General features: G+C 49.4%; 17 protein-coding genes and 2 tRNA genes. 9 read left to right on the top strand and 10 right to left on the bottom strand.

What is annotated here, in order from left to right; translation table 11 throughout:
- Positions 1–8: 8 nt before the first annotated feature.
- The 4 genes from ACO5JD_RS00330 to ACO5JD_RS00315 form a co-directional block, all read right to left on the bottom strand.
- On the bottom strand, positions 9–3,548 hold the full coding sequence (locus ACO5JD_RS00330) for an ABC transporter permease (protein WP_484986897.1): 3,540 nt from the start codon (positions 3,546–3,548) through the stop codon (positions 9–11).
- A 15-nt stretch (positions 3,549–3,563) separates the two neighbouring features.
- Positions 3,564–4,265, bottom strand: coding sequence for an ABC transporter ATP-binding protein (locus ACO5JD_RS00325; RefSeq protein WP_484986895.1), 702 nt, complete (start codon positions 4,263–4,265; stop codon positions 3,564–3,566).
- Positions 4,266–4,284: 19 nt separating this feature from the next.
- Positions 4,285–4,548 (bottom strand): hypothetical protein, encoded by a 264-nt coding sequence (locus tag ACO5JD_RS00320; protein ID WP_021625960.1) that lies wholly within the window; start codon positions 4,546–4,548, stop codon positions 4,285–4,287.
- A 66-nt stretch (positions 4,549–4,614) separates the two neighbouring features.
- The gene (locus ACO5JD_RS00315; RefSeq protein WP_484986893.1) at positions 4,615–6,159 is read right to left on the bottom strand and encodes a flippase-like domain-containing protein; all 1,545 of its coding nucleotides are present in this window, start codon (positions 6,157–6,159) and stop codon (positions 4,615–4,617) included.
- Between the two features lie 191 nt (positions 6,160–6,350).
- Here ACO5JD_RS00315 and ACO5JD_RS00310 point away from each other — a divergent pair.
- Positions 6,351–6,441: transfer RNA gene (locus ACO5JD_RS00310), tRNA-Leu, on the top strand.
- Between the two features lie 810 nt (positions 6,442–7,251).
- Here ACO5JD_RS00310 and ACO5JD_RS00305 read toward each other — a convergent pair.
- The 4 genes from ACO5JD_RS00305 to ACO5JD_RS00290 all read right to left on the bottom strand — a co-directional run bounded on the left by ACO5JD_RS00305 (position 7,252) and on the right by ACO5JD_RS00290 (position 11,317).
- Positions 7,252–8,415, bottom strand: coding sequence for an iron-containing alcohol dehydrogenase (locus ACO5JD_RS00305; RefSeq protein ID WP_484986891.1), 1,164 nt, complete (start codon positions 8,413–8,415; stop codon positions 7,252–7,254).
- A gap of 226 nt (positions 8,416–8,641) precedes the next feature.
- The gene (locus ACO5JD_RS00300; protein WP_484986889.1) at positions 8,642–10,276 is read right to left on the bottom strand and encodes an ABC transporter ATP-binding protein; all 1,635 of its coding nucleotides are present in this window, start codon (positions 10,274–10,276) and stop codon (positions 8,642–8,644) included.
- A gap of 465 nt (positions 10,277–10,741) precedes the next feature.
- A complete protein-coding gene (locus ACO5JD_RS00295; protein WP_484986887.1) occupies positions 10,742–11,071 on the bottom strand; it encodes a putative ABC transporter permease in 330 nt (109 codons plus the stop codon).
- A 12-nt stretch (positions 11,072–11,083) separates the two neighbouring features.
- Positions 11,084–11,317, bottom strand: a complete 234-nt coding sequence (locus tag ACO5JD_RS00290) for a hypothetical protein (protein WP_484986885.1) — start codon at positions 11,315–11,317, stop codon at positions 11,084–11,086.
- A 160-nt stretch (positions 11,318–11,477) separates the two neighbouring features.
- Here ACO5JD_RS00290 and ACO5JD_RS00285 point away from each other — a divergent pair.
- The 4 genes from ACO5JD_RS00285 (at position 11,478) to ACO5JD_RS00270 (ending at position 15,684) form a co-directional block, all read left to right on the top strand.
- A tRNA-Val gene (locus tag ACO5JD_RS00285) sits at positions 11,478–11,552 on the top strand.
- A gap of 183 nt (positions 11,553–11,735) precedes the next feature.
- Entirely contained in the window at positions 11,736–12,986 is a 1,251-nt protein-coding gene (locus ACO5JD_RS00280; RefSeq protein ID WP_484986883.1) for an ATP-binding protein, read from the top strand.
- 391 nt (positions 12,987–13,377) lie between these two features.
- A complete protein-coding gene (locus tag ACO5JD_RS00275; RefSeq protein ID WP_484986881.1) occupies positions 13,378–14,175 on the top strand; it encodes a hypothetical protein in 798 nt (265 codons plus the stop codon).
- Positions 14,176–14,295: 120 nt separating this feature from the next.
- Positions 14,296–15,684 carry an LTA synthase family protein gene (locus tag ACO5JD_RS00270; RefSeq protein WP_484986879.1) on the top strand — a complete coding sequence of 463 codons (1,389 nt, stop codon included), beginning with the start codon at positions 14,296–14,298 and terminating at the stop codon, positions 15,682–15,684.
- Positions 15,685–15,815: 131 nt separating this feature from the next.
- Here ACO5JD_RS00270 and ACO5JD_RS00265 read toward each other — a convergent pair whose 3' ends face one another.
- Complete coding sequence (locus ACO5JD_RS00265; RefSeq protein WP_484986877.1) at positions 15,816–17,714, bottom strand: BglG family transcription antiterminator; 1,899 nt, start codon at positions 17,712–17,714, stop codon at positions 15,816–15,818.
- A gap of 261 nt (positions 17,715–17,975) precedes the next feature.
- Between ACO5JD_RS00265 and ACO5JD_RS00260 the strand changes: the two genes are divergently transcribed.
- From ACO5JD_RS00260 to ACO5JD_RS00245, 4 genes are all read left to right on the top strand, one after another.
- The gene (locus ACO5JD_RS00260) at positions 17,976–18,332 is read left to right on the top strand and encodes a PTS sugar transporter subunit IIA (RefSeq protein ID WP_484986875.1); all 357 of its coding nucleotides are present in this window, start codon (positions 17,976–17,978) and stop codon (positions 18,330–18,332) included.
- Entirely contained in the window at positions 18,329–19,729 is a 1,401-nt protein-coding gene (locus ACO5JD_RS00255) for a glycoside hydrolase family 1 protein (protein WP_484986873.1), read from the top strand. Before ACO5JD_RS00260 ends, ACO5JD_RS00255 begins: the two co-directional genes overlap by 4 nt.
- 2 nt (positions 19,730–19,731) lie before the next feature.
- Entirely contained in the window at positions 19,732–21,045 is a 1,314-nt protein-coding gene (locus ACO5JD_RS00250) for a PTS sugar transporter subunit IIC (protein ID WP_484986871.1), read from the top strand.
- A 92-nt stretch (positions 21,046–21,137) separates the two neighbouring features.
- Positions 21,138–21,437: a PTS sugar transporter subunit IIB gene (locus tag ACO5JD_RS00245; protein WP_484986869.1), complete on the top strand. Its 300-nt coding sequence runs from the start codon at positions 21,138–21,140 to the stop codon at positions 21,435–21,437.
- A gap of 131 nt (positions 21,438–21,568) precedes the next feature.
- On the opposite strand, the gene ACO5JD_RS00240 is transcribed toward ACO5JD_RS00245, so the two are convergent.
- Positions 21,569–22,000 carry a hypothetical protein gene (locus tag ACO5JD_RS00240; protein ID WP_484986867.1) on the bottom strand — a complete coding sequence of 144 codons (432 nt, stop codon included), beginning with the start codon at positions 21,998–22,000 and terminating at the stop codon, positions 21,569–21,571.
- Between the last annotated feature and the right edge of the window lie 29 nt (positions 22,001–22,029).

Raw genomic sequence — 22,029 nt, 5'->3', positions numbered from 1 at the left:
ATGCGTGCTTAGTCTACGCTCTTGAGACTTTCAACCATATCCACACGATCCAGCTTACGGCGCATCATCACAAGAACCGCAGCCGCAAAGAGCAGTGTCAGACCAAACGCAAAACCGTAGCTAGTCAGATGTATGAGACGGCCAAACATCACATAGTCAACCTCGGCTGCAGTTACTACAAATCGCTCAAGGAAGGTACCCAATATGAGGCCTGCAATATCACCAATAATCGCAAGCATGCCAATCTCACGGAAGATATAGGCATAGACCTCGCGGCGAGTAAAACCTAACACCTTGAGTGAAGCAATCTCGCGTTTTCGCTCCTCAATATTAATGTTGGTCAGGTTGTAAAGCACAATAAATGCCAGCGCCGCCGCTGAAACAATCAGCACGACAACAACCTTATCAACAACCGAAAGCATCGAGCGATAAGTCTTGATGGTCTCGTCCACATATTCAACGGTCGACACGCCAGTCAAATCATGCAGCCCAGCGGAAAGTTTTTCTTTGTTGGTAGCAGCACCACGAGAAAAGAAAATCGTAGAAAAGACAGGATTGGCAGCATTCTTGCCATCTGTCAGCGCGCTGCCAATTTTTGACCATCTAGCACGACCCACATATACCAGATTACCTACGTAGTTTTCTGCAATACCCGTGACACGCAGACGCTGAGGCTCGCCTACTGCGCTACCGATAGCGTCCTGCTTGTATAGCTCAATCTCATCTCCTACCGAAACGCCTAACAAACTCGCTGCTTTTTCGGTAACAAAAACTGAATCATCGCTAAAGTCTAGATGACGCCCCGACAAGCGTTCTTGGAAGCTAATCGCTTCGTCAAATCCCTTGGAATCCTGCGGAATTATGACTTGCATGCGCAGGTGTTTGTTTCCATAAAAAGCAGAACTTGCCTGCAGGTTTTCTTGGCGAGCACGCACTAGGTGACTCGCATCCGTTGAGCTTGTAAGGTAGTTTGCCACTGCATCTACGTTGGCCGTAGTCGAGCTGTCATTAAGACCGACTGTCGTGTCATAGTGCACCACAGGCCCAAACTGTCGGTCAATAATATCCCAAATCGAATCATGGAGACCAAAGCCCACCAGCAACAAAGCCGTACAACCCGCAATGCCGATCGTTGTCATCAGGAAACGACGCTTGTAACGAAAGAGATTGCGGAAAGTAACCTTCCATGAGAAGGACAGGTGATGCCAAATGGGGCCTATGCGCTCTAAAAGAATGCGCTTTCCCGCCTTGGGTGCACGTGGCAACATGAGCTCTGCGGGCGTAGAGCGCAAACTAGAGACCACAGCGCCCCACGTTGCAAGTAGGGTTACGCCAACACCCAACCCCCCTGAGAAAAGCGCAATTACAGGGTCGATAGGCAGGGGAACTTTGAGCTCGGGCACAGCATAAATAATCGAATAGGAGCTCGTGATAACTGAAGGCAATACTTGGGTCAAAACCAATGTGCCAATGATTGCACCTGTAATGCTGGCTGCAGCCGCATAGACTAAATACTTACTCGCGATTGTTGCGGTACTAAAGCCCAGCGCCTTGTAGGTGCCAATCTGTATACGGTCGTCCTCAACCATACGTGTCATCGTAGTCAGCGATACAAGAGCAGCTACCAAGAAAAACATTAGAGGAAATACGCGCGCGATATGATCCATGCGCTGCGCATCTGCATGATAGGTTACCGCACCCTCACTTTTTGTACGATCAAGTACGTAAAGATCGGGCAGCTCTATTTCATCGATTTTGCGCTGGGCTTCAGCAAAATCATTTTCGGCATCAGCAAACTTTTTATCCGCGTCGGTGCGATTTTGCTCGTAGCTTGCTTTGCCGTCATAATACTTTGTCCAAGCATCATCTAACTTTGTACGAGAGTTACTTAACTGCGTGCTTGCATCATCAATTTTTGCCTGTGCAGCATCAAGTTTTTTATTAGCCTCGGCCTTTTGTGTTGCAAGTTCATCACGACCAGACTGAAGTTTTGTTTTGGCAGTCTGTAGCTGATCAATGCCCTCCCCAGCAGCAGTAAACTGCCTGCGGGAAGCATCCAACTGCTGGCGCTGAGTCTCAAGCTGGGAAAGCTTTGCTTCGGGATTGTCTCCCAGTTGAGTTGTGAGCGCCTCTACCTGCGTTTGCAAACTCTCAAGCTGAGCTTTTGCGGCAAGCAGTTGTTGTTCTTGCTCTTCCGTCCAAGCAGGACCAAGTTGTAGCTTGGCTTGCTCCAGCTGAGAGACAGCATCCTGTGCCTGAGCAAGACCGTCTTTTAGTTGGGCAAGGCCATCGATGCCTTGCTTCAACTGATCGATTCCTTGATCTAGCTGACTTATACCAGAATTTAGCTGCCCTAGCTTGCTTGCAACTATCTCTTTTGCAGAAGACAGATCTTTTGGGGCAGGATCTAGTTCGGATAGACTCGCTAGCAGCTCTTTTTCTTTTTCGTCGAGCTGCTTTTTACCATCATTGAGTTTCTTTTCTGCTTCAGCAAACTGCTTGCGAGCGTCGTCGCGTTTACGGCTGAGTTCTGCAGCACCATCATCACGCTTCTTCTTGCCCGAGGCATACTCTGCCTCGCCATCCTCAAGCTTGCTATAAGAATCAGCAAGCTGCTGCCGCGCATCATCGAGCTTTGCTTCTGCATCTGCACGCTGAGCATCAAAATCTGCGCGCTTGTCATCAAGTTTGGCCTGTGCCTCAAGTTTAAGATCATCCTGGCGCGAACGAGCAAGCTCTCCTTCACGGTCCTCCAGGCGCCTGGAGACCTTTTCAACCACCTTTTCATAGGCAGAAGACTCGCTCAGCTGCGCTTCAGCACCTCGCACCCGCACATAGACCTGCGTATAAGGCAGGTCTTGGGTGAAGGCAGCTTCACGAACGTATAGATACTCGTCAATTTGTCCTGTACCCAAAGTCGTTGAGCCAAAGCTCGCCGTATACGGATAGTCAGAGGAACTCACCGTGCCCACTACCTTGAAACGCTGCACCGCGAGCGTGTCATTCAAATTATCGGTACCGTAGAGCACTTCAACTGTATCTCCCAGCTTGAAATGCCCTACTGCATCTGCAGAAATCACGCATTCATCCGCAGCTTTGGGCCACGTACCTTCGCGAAGCATTGGACGATTAAGATACCGCGCATCCTTGGAAGCTACGGTATAACGACCTGTAACCTTTGATGCAACAGCCGCATTCACATCAATTGAGGTAATGCGTGCTGCAATTTGCTCGTCTCCTAGGCTCATCATGACATCGCAAGATTTGGCAGGCATCGAGACTTCAACGCCAGGGGTTGCATCAATGCGCGCTACATCCTCGCTTGAAAAGCCCAGTGTAGAAACAACGCGCAAATCCCAAAGGCGCGTTCCGTCATACCAGCGGTCAGCCGCATCACGCATGTCTGGACCAGTCATCTGCAGACCCGCAAAAAAGCCGCAACCCAGCGCAACGATACCCATAATCGCCAAAAAACGTCCCAGTGATCCGCGAATTGAGCGAATCACTTCTCGCCTAAAACTGTGGCTGTTGTGAGGACGTTTGGCCATAATTGCTGCCCACACTTACCATTCGAGCGACATTGCGTCGACAGGCGTGGCATTGAGTTCAACGCTTTTTGCACGACCCTCACGAACACTGATAATGCGATCGGCAATCTGTGTAAAGGCAGAGTTGTGCGTCACGATAGCAACTGTACGTCCACTCTTGCGGCAACTATCCTGCAGAAGCTTAAGTACTTGGTGACCTGTCTGATAATCCAAGGCACCCGTTGGCTCATCGCAAAGCAGCAGCTTGGGATTTTTGGCCAAGGCGCGCGCAATTGCCACACGCTGCTGCTCACCACCCGATAGTTGTGCTGGGAAGTTATCTTGGCGGTCTGCGAGTCCCACTTCAGCAAGCACCTGCGCGGCGGGCAAGGGATTGCGGCAAATCTGACTTGCAAGCTCAACATTTTCGAGCGCTGTCAAATTTTGTACGAGATTATAAAACTGAAAAACAAAGCCAATATCATGACGACGATACTGAGTGAGCTGACGCTCGTTCATTGCCGAAACTTCACTACCATCAAGCAAAATTGTGCCTGACGTGCAAGAATCCATGCCGCCTAGCATATTGAGCACGGTTGTCTTGCCCGCACCCGATGGGCCCACAATAACGCAGAGTTCGCCTTCTTCAATTTCAAAATTCATACCATCGACGGCATGAACCTCGACCGAACCCATCTGATATATTTTGCGCACGTCACGAAATTCGACGAAGGCCATTGCTGTCATTCCTTTAGGTCTAGTGGCGTACTTCCCTTTCGTTATCGCCAGCCGAATGCTTTGCATCGCGCTGACGCTCCACGCCCAAATAAGTCAAAGCAACACCTACCAAGAGCAACGCAACGTAGCACACCGTTGCCATAAAGCCTGGTGCAAGCGACTGGTCGGCACCAAGCTGCCATGCAGCCAAACAAATCAACACGATGCCAAGCAGAGCTTCGAGAACCGCAGGTACACTCGCTCCGCGTGTAGCCCGTATATGTGAGTAGTTCTTTTTAGCCAAAATGTCCTGCTTCCTATAAAAACGAGCTATCTACCACACAGCTGACAGGCTCGAATTAATCTGTCTCTATGATATACGTTTGCGCTGCTTGGCGCGGGAGTTGGCCTTGCGAAGATCGACTTTGACATGCTCTTGGCGACTGAAACCTTTTCCTGCTCTGAGCTGAGAATAGTCTTGTGCGAGGCGGTAACGCAGACGATCCCAACGCGCGGCAAGACTTGCAATATGGCTGGACTGCAATCCAAGTAGAGGCGCTGCCGCCAAGATGGGCAAAAGATATTCCACCATACGCCAAACTACAAAAGCCGCAGCTACGCGCGCACCAAAAATAGGTGCAAAGAGCACGGCAAAACCACCCTCAGCGCCACCAACACCACCTGGCAGTGGCACAGCCGAGGTCAAAAGTTCAAGCATCGAACCACAAGCCATGCAGGTAATTAGATCTGCTTGGTGACCAAAGGCACGAGCAACAAACCACGGCAGTGAATACAGACAGGCAAGCTGCAACAGCGTAACTACAAGGGTCATCAACATATTGCGCAAATTGCCTGCTGCCTGGCGAAAGCCCGAGGAGAACTCCCCCACCTGTACCGTCACCACATCAATCCAATGGTCGGTGCGTTTCATCCAACCACGACGAGAAGCAAAGCGAATAATCCAACTACCTGCACGACGCACAAAACCAGGGCGGAGGCATACCAACAAAAGGCCACCGACCTCAACGACTTTGAAACCAAAAAGAATCATGCCAATAAATGTGACATTGCCATAGGTGGTTGTCAGCCATTCCCAACGAAAAAGCAGCATCAGCGCGGCAAAAATACCTTCGCCCGCTTCGTACATAATGAAGCGGGTATACTGCACTGCACCTGCTCCACCTGCAGAAAGTCCTGCGCGGGTTAGGCGGTAAATCTGTGCCGGCGCACCACCAGCACCGTTTGGCGTAAGGTTGGAAAAAAAGATACCCGAGGCTTCAACACTCATCAGATCGCGGATACCAACCGTACTTCTGCGGTCACTGATAACAGCAAGCAGATATGCCAATACGCCCCAGAAGAAATACACCACGTAAGCAAGCATAGCGGCAACTACCCAGCGACGACGTACGCCTGCCATCGCCGTCAAAAATTCGCCCATCTGTCCAGAAAACACTAGATAGAGAGCGTAGGTAATCGTAGCCATACCGATGAAGATAAGACCTTTGCGCGCTTGGCCCATGCTCTGATCGCGAGTTTCGCGCTGGGCTTTGCTCATGGTGCTGGCACCAGACACCTTGAGACGAGGCTTTTTGCTGCGCTTTGTGGAAACAGGTAGTGGAGCGGTAACCTGCTTGGTGGCAGGGGTCTGCGGCTTTGTATCGTGCTGTTTGGCAGCAAGCATCTGCGGCTTTGGATCTTTTTGCTTGGCAGCAGACATCTGCGGCTTTGGGCCGCTCTGCTTTACTGGTGATGGCTGAAGCTTCGCATCGTTTTGCTTGACAGTAGCCGTTTGCTGCTTTGTATCGTTTTGTTTGGTGGCAATCGTTTGTAATGTATCGCTACCCTGTTTGGCGACTTGCTGGGGCATGGGTACAAAGTTCAGCGAAGACTTCTTCTTGAAACGAATCTCCATGTACCCTCCCCTCTCGGCTACGTTTTTATTGCATCTAGAGAATTACTGTACCCGAGACGCCGAAAAAAACACGCCGTTCAACTGCTCCTTCACAAGAGAGGCCAGCGCGGTCGAAAAAAATCCACAACCAATCAAAATTTAGGCTTGCCAAATACTGTGGGCGTGATACTATATTCCTCGCTCGAAACCACGTCGGAGTGGCGGAATTGGCAGACGCGCTAGCTTGAGGTGCTAGTGACTGACTAAAAGGTCGTGCGGGTTCAAGTCCCGCCTCCGACACCAGAAATTTCAGGTCCCTTCGGGGACCTTTTTTCTTTCAGAGCTCCTCTTTATTCGAATCAGCCGCCACGTTTTGTTTCACATCGGTTGTCAAACGCCACACTTCGTTTCGCATCAGGCGGCAAAAGCCACATTCCATTTCACACCAGATGCCAAAAGCCACGTTCTACTTCATGCCAGGCAACAAAAGCCACATCCTGTTTCATACCGAATGTCAAAAGCCACGCTCTCTTTCATATCAAGTGCCAAACGCCACACTCTGTTTCATGCCAGATGTCAAACGCCACGTTCTACTTCACTTTTTCAGCCAAAAGCCACACTCTGTTTCACGCACGAAAAATCTACCTGCGCAAACGTGAAGCCTACTGAAGAGATCTGTGGCTTTTGACATTTTTTCTGAAAGAATCTGTGGCTTTTGGCAAGCAGAACTACTCTGCTTGAAAGAATCTGTGGCTTTGACAGGCAAAGCTGTGTTGATTGAAAGAGTATGTGGCGTTTGGCAAGCAGAGCCGTGTTGATTGAAACGATGCGTGACGTTTAGCAAGCAGGGGTGCGACAGTTGAAACAGTCTGTGGCTTTTGGCTGGCAGTGTAAGCAAGCAGAGCTACATACCACCACATTGATCGCACTTTGAAGTCACATCAGTACGCATTCGGCATAGAAAATCGAGTAATGGTGCATATCGCCCGTAAGGACGAGGAGGCGCCCAAATCTAAATAACAACGGAGCTAAAAGAAAAACTATCACAAAACCCCACACAAAAAAAGCATGCCGTGAGCAATGATTCACCCACGGCATGCCCACATTCCATGCTTAGCCAAGTGCAGACTGGTAAATTTCGACAATATCCTGAGCGGACAGAAGAACAAATGAGCCACGACTACCTTTGGCAGCCTTTTCTGCCATCTCGACAAAGTGGGTATCATCCTTAATGCCTACCGCCTTGAGCGTGGCAGGCATACCCATCGTCTCAAAGAAGAATTTGCGCGTCAAAGCGATGGCCTCCCTTGCTGCAGCCATGTCATCCGCTTCCTCAACCCCCCACGCATTACGCGCATAACGTGCAAAGACGGGCGCAGTTTTGTCGTCAAGGATGTGTTCCATCCAAGCTGGCGTCATAATCGCCAAACCCTCACCATGCGTAATGTCATAAAAAGCAGAGAGCTCATGCTCAATGGGATGGACGCACCAAGCAGGCGAGCAACCCGCAGAAATCAGACCATTAATAGCATGGCTTGATGCCCACATCAGATTGGCACGCGCTTCGTAATTGTCGGGCTGCTCAAGCGCGATAGGACCGTATTTGATGCAAGTTTTAAGAATGCTCTCAGCGAAGGATTCCTGCAACTCACAGCCCTGCTCAAAGTGAAAATAGTTCTCAAAGGTGTGGCTCATCATATCTGCAGTGCCAGCTGCAGTTTGGCGCTTTGGCACCGAGAAAGTATAAGTCGGATCTAGCACAGACATCTTGGGGATAACAAGAGGCGAACCAGTACCCCACTTCTCGTTTTTGCTGAGATCCGTGATAACCGCAAACGCATCCATCTCGGAACCCGTAGCAGCAAGAGTAAGCACGGAATACACAGGCAGCGCCGCTTTGATGAGCTCGGGATGCAGCACCAAATCCCAAGCGTCTCCGTCATAGCAAGCACCAGCTGCAACTACTTTTGCACAGTCAATCGAGCTGCCACCACCAATAGCAAGCACCATATCGATATGCTCGTCATGGCACAGCTGAACACCTTTACGCACCGTCTCAATACGAGGATTGGGCTCGATGCCAGGCAACTCAAAGACCGTAAGTCCTGCTTCGCCCATAATGCGTAGAGCATCAGCATAAATGCCATTACGTTTGATGGAGCCGCCACCATAGCACAGCAGCACACGCGAACCGCTCTCGGTCAACTCCACAAGATGAGAAATTTGACCTTTGCCAAAGTTAATCCTCGTTGGTGCGTAGTAAGTAAAATTGAGCATATCTCCCCCTTTTGTTGCTCATTACTTATAGCTATCACTATACGTCTGCAAAGAACATCAGCTGTTTAGATTTGGATGAACGGGGGTAAAGAAGAATGTCCGCACGTGAGAAATTCTGCTGTAGAGGCATTCATATGGTGACTCCATGCAGACCAGCCAATCGCAATTTTCGACATACGCGCATTCGCGGCAAGCAAATGTGGATAGGTAACCCACCCGTCACTCGTTACAATCTGACCAGCTCATCGCAGGCATTTATTAATCTCTCGTCATGGGAGACCATGATGATAAGATGATCGCGCTTAAGCTGTCCCAAGAGTTCAACAAGAGAGTTGACGCTATCTGCATCAAGGGCGGAGCTCGGCTCATCCATCAGCATAACTGGAGGGTTCTTGAGCAGCATTCGGATGATGGCGACCTTCTGCTTCTCACCACCAGAAAGGCTTACGTTCGTACCGTCGACGATGGTGTCCAGCCCCTGCGGTGCCTTACCAATGAGAGCGGTCAGCCTCAACTGGTCGCATAGCGAGAGCACCTCTTCACGCTCTGGCTGTTCCTCGCATAGCAGGGTAAGATTATTCCACAGACTGTCCTCTATGACCGTGGGTTCCTGCTCGGTGAAACCCACAGATGTACGCCTCAGGCCGTAGTGGTCGAGCGTCCCAAGCTCCTGGTCATCAAAGCAGATTGTGCCCTCATAGTGACCGCACCATTCACCAGCAATAAGCTTGAGCAGCGTGGACTTGCCGCAACCGTTCCTTCCCAGAAGACCGTAGAGACCGCAGCCCTCGAAGCGGATGTTTGCGCCGCTGATGGTGGGTATGTCGTTGCCAGGGTAGGTAAAGCTGAGATCATTGCAGGATATGACATAAACCTTATCACTGATTTCTATGTCACCATTCTGCTCAAGTGGTGTGTCAGAAAGCTGACGCAGCCTTTCAAAACTTGACCGGCAGTCTTGATACTCGCTGCCAAATTGAGTGAAGTACTCCGCCGATGCCGAGAGCATGGCAAAGTAACTTGCCACTGTTGCAAGGTAGCCAACCCGCATGGCTCCCATCATGATCTGGTAGGCGCCAACAAATATTACTGCTATCTGCAGCACGTCTTTAGCAATCTCCGTCTGCATACCCACGATCGCGCCCACTCTGTTCACGCGATAGACCGCATCGCGCACCGCGCTATAGGAGTCAGAGAGCAGCGTTGCGAACCTGTCAAAGAGAACGTGTCGCCTAATGAACTCGACATCACTAAACTCATGCAGTATGACTGAGAAAAAGTTCGCCACTTTCTCCTTGTATTCCATCCCTCGCTCAAAGACCTCTCTGCGGGAGAGCACATACGCCAAACCCACCGCAAACGTGAGTAGCAAGCAAACAAACGCTAGAGGAAGGTTAATGATGGCAACGAGTGCAATGACAACCACTGTGGTAAGAGCATGTGACAGTACCTGTGACCCAGACATCAAGAAGAACATGGAAATGACCTCAGAGTCGTTATTGACACGTTTGGAGAGGTAACCGGGATCAAAGTCCTTTCCGTAGTATCCCTGCCAAAAATGCTGTACACGCATTATTGCATTGGACTGTAGGGCAAAGGCGGAGTCGAACTGCGTCTTCGTATAAAGCAAGGTCACCACATACCCAAGGAAGGCAGACAGCACACTCAGCAAGCCAACCATCACGCACCAGAAAATGACGGCAGAAAAGTCACCTCCCGACACCAGAAGGTTGATTATCCAGCCGGTCACAAGCGGCAGGGCGACCTTCAGCAACTCCTTGACGAGCGAGAGAGTCATGAAAGCGATGTAGCGACCTTTGTTGTTGATAGACTTCCAACAAAAGGAAAGAAGCTCAAACATGCCAGTTATTCACCTCTGCAATCAAAACTGCCAAAACTGCTAATCTGCTTTTTAAAGATCTCTTCCATATATGCGAGAAGTTTAAGCACTTAAAATTTTGCTCAGAAGTCATGACATAATTCTAGCGTCATGAAATCAATTTGAACGTGTAGAGGTACGTAAAAATGTCAGCGCATCCAAAAATAGGGGTCCGCACTATACCCCTATTCGCTCTGATGCTCGATGTGCGCCATTTCAGTGCTTAATTAGGTTAATTCTTGATATATATGGTCTCGCCGCAAGCTTTCTACCTGCAGCAATGACAAATCACAAAGTCACGGCAAAACCCGGGAAAACAGCTGCCTCTAAAAACAAGCCATCTACCAGCGCAAATAGCATAACAAAAAAATGGGGTAATGGCGCACATCGCACTTTAGAGCGAATAGGGGTCCAGCGAACCCTATCAATATGAACGATCACTTACCACTAATGCCACATGCCACCCGTATCAACGATATGTAGGAATGAACCATTCAACAACGCCAGCACAACAAGAGCAAAGCACAGCCAAATTACAACTCTTGACACTCGTGCATTCGTAACAAACATCCATTCATACAGCCTGCTCAACCCACGTAACTGCAATAGACCCATCAATCCAAACGTCAAAGAAGCACGTAAACACACCAACCCATCAGGACTTACAAGAAAGTCCCAGCCAGGCAGACGATAATCCCAGGTTTGCACACCAACGATACGTAGCATTATCAAACCAGTCACATATTCAACCGTGGTGGTTAGCACAATGACTGCCAATAGCTGCATCCATCAGTCACTTTGTTTACGCTCCAGTCCCAATACCAGCTCAATCAGTGCAGAGCCTGCACCATAAATCATCAAAAAAGGAATACCGAGACCTCCGTGGGTAAGATCAATAGGCATTTGATTGAGCGGTGCACAGATGAAGACTTCATAAAGCCATCCTACAAGGCCACCTATACAGAACATAAAGGCAACGCGAGTCAAAACTGACATGATTTTGCCAGGCACTGTCTTTTCCAATCGCCCTCCCCCATCCTCTGCCATCAACAATCAAATCTTAGGTGATATTTAAGCAAGTTCCTAATTTGAAAAAATCTTCTTGCATACAGAGAGACATTCGCGTAAGATACTCTCTGCTGCATGTGAGCACCCCCGCTTGCAACTTTGCAGTTATATATTCGGGCGTTTAGCTCAGGGGGAGAGCGCTTCCCTGACACGGAAGAGGTCACAAGTTCAAATCTTGTAACGCCCACCACAAAAGTCACAGGTAGGTAGTTTGAACCACCTACCTGTTTTTCTTTTGAACATCACATTACGCGGCTCGTGTTTGCTTCTTTTCCTCCTCGGTACATCGCTATCCCAAATCTGCTCCAAATGAGATGTATAATACTAATCGGAAAAAATGCACCGTGATGCACTATTACCGATTGGAGTGCGTATGAGAATTGAGCGCCCAAAATACCTCGACAACCTCATCAGCAGAATGCACACTGATCAGGCGAAAGTGGTGACAGGCGTCCGTCGTTGCGGAAAGTCCTATCTTGTCTTCGAGATCTTCAAGGATTACCTGCTGAAACGCGGGGTATCGGAGACTCAGATCTTTGAGATGGCTTTCGACCGCTACGGAAACAGACGCTACCGCGACTCCAATGTGTTCTACCCATACGTGATAAGCCAGATTGAGGCTCCAGGTATGCACTACGTGCTTCTCGACGAGGTACAACTCCTTGAACACTTCGAAGAGGTCCTCATCGACCTCATTGCCCGCGAAAACGTGGATGTTTACGTCACGGGAAGCAATGCAAAGCTCCTCTCAAAGGACATCGTCACCGAGTTCCGTGGACGCGGGGACGAGGTAAGAATGGCTCCGCTTTCCTTCGCCGAATTCATGACCACATATGATAACGATGTCGCGATGGGATGGCAGAGCTATCTCATGTACGGCGGCCTTCCTGCTGTCGCATGTAAGGAAACACGAGAAGAAAAGATCGATTATCTTCAGCGTCTTTTCTCTGAAATTTATATCAACGACATCATTGAAAGGAACAGCGTCCGCAATAACCGCGCATTGGACGAGTTGTTGAACGTCATGGCCTCGACGATAGGATCACTGACCAATCCTAACAAGCTCTCTGACACATTCCAAAGTGTTACTCGATCAACCATCGACCCTGAAACGGTATCTTCATACATCGACTACTTCGACGATGCCTTCCTCCTCGAACGCGCACAGCGCTACGATATCAAGGGCAGACGCTATATTGGTGCACCTTACAAGTACTATTTCTCAGATCTCGGACTTCGCAACGCTCGATTAGGCTTTCGCCAGTTTGAGGAGACACACCTCATGGAAAATGCCATCTACAATGAGTTGCGCGCACGTGGCTACTCGGTCGACATTGGCAACGTGACGGTCAGCGAGCGGAATAAAGATGGCAAATCCGTACGCAAGCAGTTAGAGGTCGACTTCGTATGCAATAACGGCAGCGAACGGATATACATCCAATCAGCATACGATCTTCCCGATTCAGAGAAGCTCGCCCAAGAACAGAGGTCGCTTCTCAAGACAGGAGATTCCTTTCGTAAGGTCATTGTCGTAGGCAAGCCGATTGAAAGACACTACACAGATGAAGGCATCCTACTTCTTAGCGTCTATGACTTCATGCTTGATGAAAGCGCCTTGCACTGAGTCTGCTTCGCGAACATTTCAAATCATGCAATTTGGTAGGTAATATGCAGGGTTTCTTTTATCTCCCTTTACGTACTCTTAAATTGCAGGATTTATATAGCAGAATAAGTTAGGCAAGGCTATCCTAACGTGGATTCCCATGAACGCTGGGTAACACCGTTGGAGGCTTAAAAGTATGTTCTTGATATTTTTCGCTGGCTTATTGGCTGTTGGGTTGGTAATAGCTCTCGCTAAGTTTGCACCACAAAAGCTCTTTCACTTTTTACCCCAACCCAATCGAATTTCGTGGGGTTGGGTTGGAGTTTTCTTTGCATTGCTTCTTTTTTTGAGTGTATATGCAGCTTTTGGACTCATTCAAACCCACTGGCTGCCAGCCATCCTATGCACTAGCGTGCTTGCGATAGCAGCCATCGTTTCGCTCTACAACAAGCAAATCCGCACAGCATTCAGCACCCTTTTAGGTTACCAACGTTTGCTGTTAGAAATTGGCCTACTGCTTGTTGGAACGTTTTTGACTTTCATAGCTATCGAATTGCCTTCTAATCCAGCTATCACTGGATTTTGGATAGAGGGTCTTATTCTCGAAAATGTCATCATTCTTTTTATATTTCTGATATTTCATCTTCTCTTTCAACGCACTGGTGCAGGAGCTGTTATTGCAGCATTTCTTTTTGAATGCGCCGGCCTTGCAGAATATTTTGTCGTGTCGTTTAAAGGCGTACCCATCATTGCGAGCGACGTGCTTGCACTCGGCACTGCAGCTACAGTAAGTGGTAGCTATACCTATATTCTCAATGAACGGGTACTTATTTCATTTGCAGTATTGGCACTAGCTATAGTTGTACTTTCCCTAACGCCAAAGCCACAGCGTACAAAAAGGCCTGTTGTTGCGTTTGTAATCAACGCGTTTAGCGGACTCATCATTGCTGGCATTGCTGTCCTTATTGCAACAACAGTAAGTTTTTCGGAATTTCCTGGCATCAAATACAACGCTTGGATTCCGCTCGACAGCTACCATCGCGAAGGCTTTATTTCATCGTTTGTCACGCAGATTCAATCTTTCCGCCCCGTTCAGCCCGATGGTTATTCCAAAGAAGAGGCCGAAAAACTTCTTTCAGGCTACGCAAACAAGTATGAAGAAAATCTCTCCCATGCAGACTCTTCCTCCTCAAGCAGCGCTAACTCCTAACTCTCTACTCAAGGTCGAATAACCTGCCGTGTGATTTACCGTCCTACGCTTTTGCGCCTCCACACTTCCGTAATTTCTCGCAAGTTTTCAATTGCCAGCTAAATCTCAAGGGGCATTTTCATGAAAGAATTTATCAACACCAACGTTTCTCGTCGTTCTTTTATTTCAGCGGTCGGAGCTGCTGGTATGTTAGCTACCCTCAGCGCATGTGGCGCAGGTGGAATCAAAAAATCTGCTGGCGCTGCCACAGCAAAATATACCAACACCAAAAAAGCCGTAGCAAGTTCACCCGATTCCTCAGCTTCATATGCCGAGCAGTACGCCCATATTTTTGGCAACACGAAGGCAAGAAAAGCCGCAGAAAAGCAGTTCAACGAGCTCAAACCCAGCGTGGTCGTCGTAATGAATGAGTCCTTCTCCGACCTGTCATTGTTCAACGAGTTAGATGGGACCTACAAGGGCCCCGAATGGTTTAATTCATTCGAAGGCGGTCTTGCAAAGGGAAAGCTCTACGTCTCCCCTTATGGTGGCGGCACTTGCAACAGCGAGTGGGAAATGCTCACGGGCTGCTCGATGGCATTTATGGGATCAGGCGTCTATCCGTATATGGTCTATGACATGTCTCGCGTCAACAACCTCGCCCGCCAGCTCAAATCCATTGGGTATAAAACAAGTGCCATGCATCCCAACCTAGCAACCAATTGGAATCGTCATATCGTCTATCCTGCCTTTGGCTATGACCAATTCCTCTCTGAACCTGATTTTGGCGTCGCAGAACGCTACCGTAATCTCATTAGCGATACCGCCACTTACGATAAAATTCTCGAGCTACTTGCCGCTGACGAGGCCCCGCAAACCATTCTAGATATCACCATGCAAAATCATGGTGGATACAAGACCAACGCACTACCTGCAAATCTCGTCAAGCAGCGCACAATCAAAGGCGTCGATCACCCAGACCTCGACGAGTATCTCGCACTGATGGATATCTCTGACAAAGCCTTGCAGGAGTTTATTGATAAGCTTTCTAAGCTCAAGCGTCCTGTGGTACTGGTGCTCTTTGGAGACCATCAACCAGCTCTTGCAGCGCCTTACAATGATGCGCTGGTAACCGATGACTCCAGTGAGCTTGTCCACCAACAGCGTGCTCATACCACCAGCTATCTCATGTATGCCAACTACGACGTTGCAGGCGCCAAGACAGGCACCATACTCGATACCAGTACAAACTTCCTCATTGCCAATCTTGCACAACTCATCGGAATGCCCCTGAGTGATTTCCAAAAAGCCCAGTTAGTCATGCAGTATCAAGGCATGCATGCAATAAATATGCTGGGCTTCCAAGACAGTACGGGCGGTTGGCACGATATCAAAAACAACAAGAAAGGCGATACTGCTCAGCTCTGCCAAGACTTGCAAACTCTGCAATACCTAGAGTTCTTCGGCGATGGAGTTCATTACCAGGTAGGTAGCGGAAAGACGGGGACAATTACGGGTCGTCTGCAATAGACTGCTTAAGCAGATGTCCTTTTGGAACAGCACGGAAACGTGCGTTCTTTAGTACATGCATACGTCGAGAACAGCTCCAACTTAGTCAGTCGTTTGGAGATAGTATCTTTCGCTGTACCTCCTCTGTCGTTTTAGGTTAATGAATACAGCATGCAATGCAGGAAGTCCTCTAGAGTTTTGGTACGTGCCAGCCTAGAAATACGACGTGCATCACAGAGTTGGCGAATAATACCATCATAAATGTCCATGAAAATTCCCCTATCCTGCGCATTAAGGGCAATCATCAACACCACGTTAACCCTGCCACCATCCCATTCGATACCCTTCTCGCTCACCAACGTGGCAATGGTGGTGCGCGAGGCGTCCATCTCCATAGCATGAGGGATGGCAAAGAGTCCAAAGAAGCCTGTTGACCCCATGGACTCACGTCTAAGGACCGATTGGGCAAAGTCCTCCCCCACCACACCATAATCCTGAAGCCTCTTTGCCAAAAAGCAGATCGTCTCCTCACGTGTATGCAGACCCTGTTCTCGGAAGAAAACTTCGGGACGGAAGAATCGGGTAGCTTTAGCGGCTTTCAGAGCATCGCGATGCTCCACGAACGAGGTCACGGCAACCTCAACCGCTTGAAAGTCACGTTCTGTAAAGAGAGGAGAAATCTGTACTACTGCGCCTGTTGTTACAGGAATCTCACCAGTAGTTACCAAAATATCCGAATCCACATCAGAGATAGGATCAAAGGCAGTCACGTCCACGTATGCGGCCAACCTCGTGGAGAGATTGGCGATAATACGGCGGCGAATCCCCTGGTAATCCTCACCGGCCACGGCTATGGTCACGCGTTGCTCACCCATACCCTCAAGGATGATTAGGCCGACGTGAACGCAGATAAATCCCAGCTCGCCTTGAACCACCTTCGCGCCAAGCTCTTCGCCAAGACGATCTGCTACTGCAAGTGATACCTCATAAATAAAAGGACTGTTAGTACGGATACTCTCGGCGATGGTCAGATCTTCAAGCGGATTGGACTTTGCCCGCTTGACCATGGCATACACATGAAGAGCAAAATTGTGCAGCTGTAAATGGTTGGGCGCCGGAATCAAATAGTCAGCAAATACCGAGGTAGCTATGGCAGTTACCTTGATCTCAAACTCCCTCGGCATACCCCCAACGGCAAGCTCGTCCGCCACATTGGTAGCGCGGACTCTTCCCGCCAGGAGTGAGGCAAGGTAGTCGAGATCTTCCTCACTAGGGCTCAGCGGATGCAACTCGCCATAGAGACGGCAGATTTCGCGTGCCATTCTCCACTCGCATGACTCACTTGCAACAGATGCAGCATCAGTGGTTGAGGTGATAACCATACTGTCCCCGACTGACGCAATCCCAGGTTTTATAAAGAAAAGTGCAATAGTCACACCAACTGCTAGATCTTGACCATATCCCTCGGGAATCGTGAGATTACAAGCTAATGCTGCCTGCTGCAAAATGTCTGATACCTCATCAATTCTTATACCTTTAAGGTCGCGAGCGAAGGCTTCGGTTAGTGAGAAGGCAGGGCCAACTTCATCCATAACCAGCTGTCCCATAAGCCTGCGCCGTGAACACTCGTTGCCCTCCACCCGCAGGTGCCCTTTGGTGCAGCATAAGGTGAGGCCATGCTTATCTAAGATATCCTTGACCTCCTTGAGCTGACGCTCGACGGAGCTTGTACTCTCGTAAAGTACAAGTGCTAAATCATCAACAGTCAGCTCTTCCCCTGCAAGAAGATGCACCATTATCTGGTGGTCTGGTGCAGGACAAGTAGCATCGCGGGCATACTCGCGAATCATGGTACTGGCAGCAAGCGTAGGCAAATAACCTTGGTTCGTACTAATTAAAACCTGTTCATCACCATTGATGCGAGCTATATCGGTCTGTACCGTACGCAGCGACACACCTAGTCGACGGGCTAACTCAGAACCCGTAACAGGACCGTCACCTGCAAGGACCATTCGCAGAATAGCTTGCTGACGCTCGCTTAGGTTCACCATGTCGCCTCCCCACCTCACCCGCTTCCTAGATGCATCTGCCATACCCCGTTTCTCACAGGCCAAGCAGTACAAAAACTATCTGTGGACAAACATATAGTCGCGCAATTTACACGCTATGTCGTCCACAGACCTGCCATACGGTCATCAGCATCTGCGGGATACCCCGCAAGTCGCGAGTGGAAACTCTGAGATACACAACTTATATTCACGGCCATGCATACCACCAGCCACTGTTAGCGGCATACCGACGAGGGAGGTGCCATGACCCAGGATGAAGCGCAAGCAATCTCGTTGGAGATCATCGCTAATGCAGGTGATGCCTTCAGCAACTTTTACCAAGCTGTAAACAGCGCCCGCGAAGGCAGCTTCGATGAGGCAAATCGACTAATCGAGGAGGGCAAGAAGGCGCTCAACAAGGCGCACAATGCCCAAACCAGGATGCTCACCGAAGAGGCTCAGGGCAAAGATGTACCCGTAGGAATTATCGTCGCCCACAGTCAGGATCATCTGATGTCTGCGATTCTCTTCGAGTGTGTGGCAAAGGAATTTATCATGCTCTACCGCGAGAAGATCCAAACTGCAAAAAAGCAGGTTGTAAGCGAGGAGGTGGCATCATGAGTGCCTTCCTCTGGGGTAGTGCCACCGCCGCCTACCAATGTGAGGGTGCTTGGAACGAAGACAGTAAGGGACAGTCCAATTGGGACGTCTTCTGTCACAGTGAGAAGAACAACATCAATCCGACAACCGGCGACATCGCTTCCGACCACTATCACCGTTTTGAGGAAGATCTGGATCTGATGGCTGCGGGTGGCCAGAATGCTTACCGGTTCTCAATTGCTTGGACTAGGATTATCCCGAATGGTACTGGAGTAGTAAATCCAGAGGGCATCGCGCACTACAACGCCGTAATTGATGCCTGTCTCGCCCGTGACATCGAGCCTGTGGTGACTCTGTACCACTACGACCTACCCGAGTCCCTCTTTATCGCAGGTGGCTGGGAGAATCGCCAAACCTCAGACGCATTTTGTGCCTATGCCAAGGTCTGCTTCAACGCCTTTGGCGACCGTGTGCGCACTTGGTTTACCGTCAACGAGCCCAACTATGACACTCTCTGTTGCTATGGCATCGGTAACTACCCGCCCAACGTCAAGGATCTCTCTCGTCGGTGGCGAGCAATGTACCACATGCTTCTTGCTAGCGCCAAGGCAGTTGCAGCCTTCCACGAAGGAGCTTACCAAGGCATGATCGGACTGGTAAGTGACTCCTATGCTATTGAAGCACACAGCGATACTCCCGACTATCAAGAAGCAAAACGCTTAGCCGACCTCTTCTACAACCGTAGTGTCAATGATGCCGCAGTGCTGGGTCAGTTGCCGACAGAGCTTATTGACAAGTTGCACTCCGAAGGCCAGATCTTGGACTACCTGCTCCCCGGCGATCAAGAAATTTTAGCTGCTGGCAAGGTGGATATGCTAGGTATCAATGCCTATGACCGCATGCTGGTCAAACCTTGCACTACCAGTCAGACCTCGCTTTCAACCAACAACACTGGCACCGCTGATTCTAGCAACGAAACCAATATTGCAGGCTGGTTCTCAGTCGATGAGGATCCTACTACTCAGAAAAATGCTTGGGGAATGGAGCTCTATCCCAAGTCAATCTACACCCTGCTGCATCAACTCAATGATCACTATCCAAATCTCGTGTTCATGATCACTGAGAATGGCATGGGTTATCGTGACCAACTGGTTGATGGACAGATACACGACACTTATCGCGTTGATTTCCTTAAAGGCTTCGTAAACTGGACACTCAAAGCACGAGAGGAAGGCTGTGACGTTCGCAGCTACTTCGTATGGTCCACCATGGATCTCTACAGTTGGATTAATGGCTACGCAAAGCGCTATGGCTTGGTCTACGTAGATTACAACGATAACTGCCGCCGTATCCCAAAGGATAGCTACTACTGGTACAAGGACACAATCGCAGCTTGGAACCAAAAGGAAGGAAGGTAAGCATGGAGAAGTTCACTGAATGGGTTGAGACACACCTCGCCCCGGTTGCCAACAAGATGAGCCGCAACCGCTATATCCAGGCAATTCAAAACGCGTTCCTCACCCTAATTCCCTTCATTACAATTGGATGCTTCGCGCTCATCATCGTCTCGCCCACCACTGATCCCACCACCATGGATCCTGGTCTAATGCGCACCTTCATGGAGGGCTGGACTGCTGTAGCTGGCGCACTTGATCCCTTCCTGGGAAGTGGCGTACATAACCTAACCGTCGGCTGCCTAGCCCTTTGGGTTTCGATTGGAATCGGCTACTACCTGGGCAAGTCCTACGGCTATGAAACCCTTTTGCCTGCTGCCCTCTCAGGTGCGTCCTTCTTGATTTACTCCGCCAACCCAGGAGACTGGACCATCGATACCACCTACTTCGGCTCTACGGGTCTATTTGCCGCCATTATCTCCTCTTTCTTCACTGTTGAGTTCTATCGCAACCTTGAGCAGCGCAAAGTCGGTCACATTGAGTTGACTGGAGCTGGCGTTCCCCCTGCGCTATCCGACTCTTTTGCTGGTCTGATTCCTGTGGGCATTGTTCTAGTAATCAACTCCATAATCTCCTATGCACTGCGTGCTCTCACTGGCTCCCCACTGCCCGCTCTCATGACTCTAGTCATGAGTCCTCTGGTAGCCCTGGCCTCTAGTCCTGTGGGCATCATCGTCTTAGCTTTCGTTGTTGCACTCCTATGGTGGTTTGGCATTCATGACTCTGTCATCACCAGCCCACTGGATGTCATCCTCTATGCCAACCTTGGAGCCAACATGGCTGCCTTCGCCTCTGGTACCTCGCAGTACGCTCTACCTTTTATCGTGGATGAGTCCTTCTGGTGGATTTTCCTAACAATCGGCGGCTCTGGCGCCACTCTCGCTCTTGCCATTCTTTGCTTCTTCTCTAAATCCAAGCAGATTAAAACTGTGGGAGAGCTTGCCATCATCCCTGCCTTCTTTAACATCAACGAACCAATCATCTTTGGTCTACCCCTGATGTACAATCCCACAATGCTCATCCCCTTTGTCTGCGTGATGCCTATCAATGCCCTGGTAACATACTTAGCCATGACTTTCGGTTTGATTTCACATTGCGTTGCTTATCCAGGTTGGAATCTTCCTGCACCCATCGGCGCCTTCCTTGCCACCATGGACATCAAGGCTCTCTTCTTTATGATTGCCCTGATCGCCCTTGACGGTCTGCTCTATTTCCCCTTCTTTAAGGCTTATGAGAAGAAGAAACTTGAGGAAGAAGCCGACCCTTCGCTTGCTGAGTAAGGGTATAAATAAGGGGGATGGTCAGGTAAGCTGAATCATCCCCCAGCTTTTTACGTTTGCGCAAAAAGATTTGCGCACCAAGGAGATATACCATGAAAATCCTACTTGTCTGCAACGCTGGTATGAGCACAGGCATCATGAGAATCAAGCTCGAAGAGGAGGCAGAAAAGCGCGGTCTGAATGCTACCGTTAACGCCGTTCCTATGTCCACACTCGATGACAACGCTAAGGGAGCAGACATTATCCTTCTGGGCCCTCAAATTCGTTTTGCCTTTAAGGACATCCAGAATTCCTATGGTAATAAGGCTGCTGTCATGGTTATCAAGCCTCAGGACTTCGGTCAAATGAAAGCCACAAAGGTCCTTGATGAGGCTCTAGCACTTCTGGGCTAAAGTCTCTCTCTAAAGAGCTTTCACTCACAGTTCAACAGCAGGTGGTTTTCTTGTCCTGCGCAAAACGCGCGGGACTGAGTTGATAATTCGTAAAAAGCAGGGCTTCAGAGCGCATCTGAAGCCCTTTTTTCCTACTCAACTTTTGCCGTAAAGGTCTTTGAGAAGACGCCCGTCACCAGCTTGCCCTCAGCATCCTTAAAGCTGTATTTCTTGCTTTCAAACGATGCAATCTTGTCACTTGTGGTGTACAAGACTTTAACCGTACAGCTCTGCCCAGGCGCTATCTCAGGGTCATTTTCTGCATTCCAAGACTGCTCATACGTAACGATATTCCCATCAGCATCCAGCTCATATACATCAATAGACTTAAATGTCACTGGTGTATCCGTGTTGTTTTGGATTTTGAAGCGCGCAGTACTCACGTCATAACCGTCATCCGAGCTAGAAAAACCTACGATGCTTAGCTCATCGACATGCTGATCGGTCGCATAACCTGCATCCTCAACTTCTTTTATAGAAGCAGAACTTACTGCAGCCTCTGGGTTAAAGCGAATAAGCGACAATCCATATTTAGTTTAAACATAACACCAAG

The sequence above is a fragment of the Olegusella sp. genome, from assembly GCF_057238325.1.
The sequence above is the reverse complement of the archived record's forward strand: the minus strand, read 5'-3'. Positions and strand labels throughout refer to the sequence as shown.

Coding starts and splice junctions, on each gene's coding strand:
- ACO5JD_RS00330 (WP_484986897.1), bottom strand. CDS start 3,548: ATGGCCAAACGTCCTCACAACAGCCACAGTTTTAGGCGAGAAGTGATT.
- ACO5JD_RS00325 (WP_484986895.1), bottom strand. CDS start 4,265: ATGGCCTTCGTCGAATTTCGTGACGTGCGCAAAATATATCAGATGGGT.
- ACO5JD_RS00315 (WP_484986893.1), bottom strand. CDS start 6,159: ATGGAGATTCGTTTCAAGAAGAAGTCTTCGCTGAACTTTGTACCCATG.
- ACO5JD_RS00305 (WP_484986891.1), bottom strand. CDS start 8,415: ATGCTCAATTTTACTTACTACGCACCAACGAGGATTAACTTTGGCAAA.
- ACO5JD_RS00300 (WP_484986889.1), bottom strand. CDS start 10,276: ATGTTTGAGCTTCTTTCCTTTTGTTGGAAGTCTATCAACAACAAAGGT.
- ACO5JD_RS00280 (WP_484986883.1), top strand. CDS start 11,736: ATGAGAATTGAGCGCCCAAAATACCTCGACAACCTCATCAGCAGAATG.
- ACO5JD_RS00270 (WP_484986879.1), top strand. CDS start 14,296: ATGAAAGAATTTATCAACACCAACGTTTCTCGTCGTTCTTTTATTTCA.
- ACO5JD_RS00265 (WP_484986877.1), bottom strand. CDS start 17,714: ATGGTGAACCTAAGCGAGCGTCAGCAAGCTATTCTGCGAATGGTCCTT.
- ACO5JD_RS00260 (WP_484986875.1), top strand. CDS start 17,976: ATGACCCAGGATGAAGCGCAAGCAATCTCGTTGGAGATCATCGCTAAT.
- ACO5JD_RS00255 (WP_484986873.1), top strand. CDS start 18,329: ATGAGTGCCTTCCTCTGGGGTAGTGCCACCGCCGCCTACCAATGTGAG.
- ACO5JD_RS00250 (WP_484986871.1), top strand. CDS start 19,732: ATGGAGAAGTTCACTGAATGGGTTGAGACACACCTCGCCCCGGTTGCC.
- ACO5JD_RS00245 (WP_484986869.1), top strand. CDS start 21,138: ATGAAAATCCTACTTGTCTGCAACGCTGGTATGAGCACAGGCATCATG.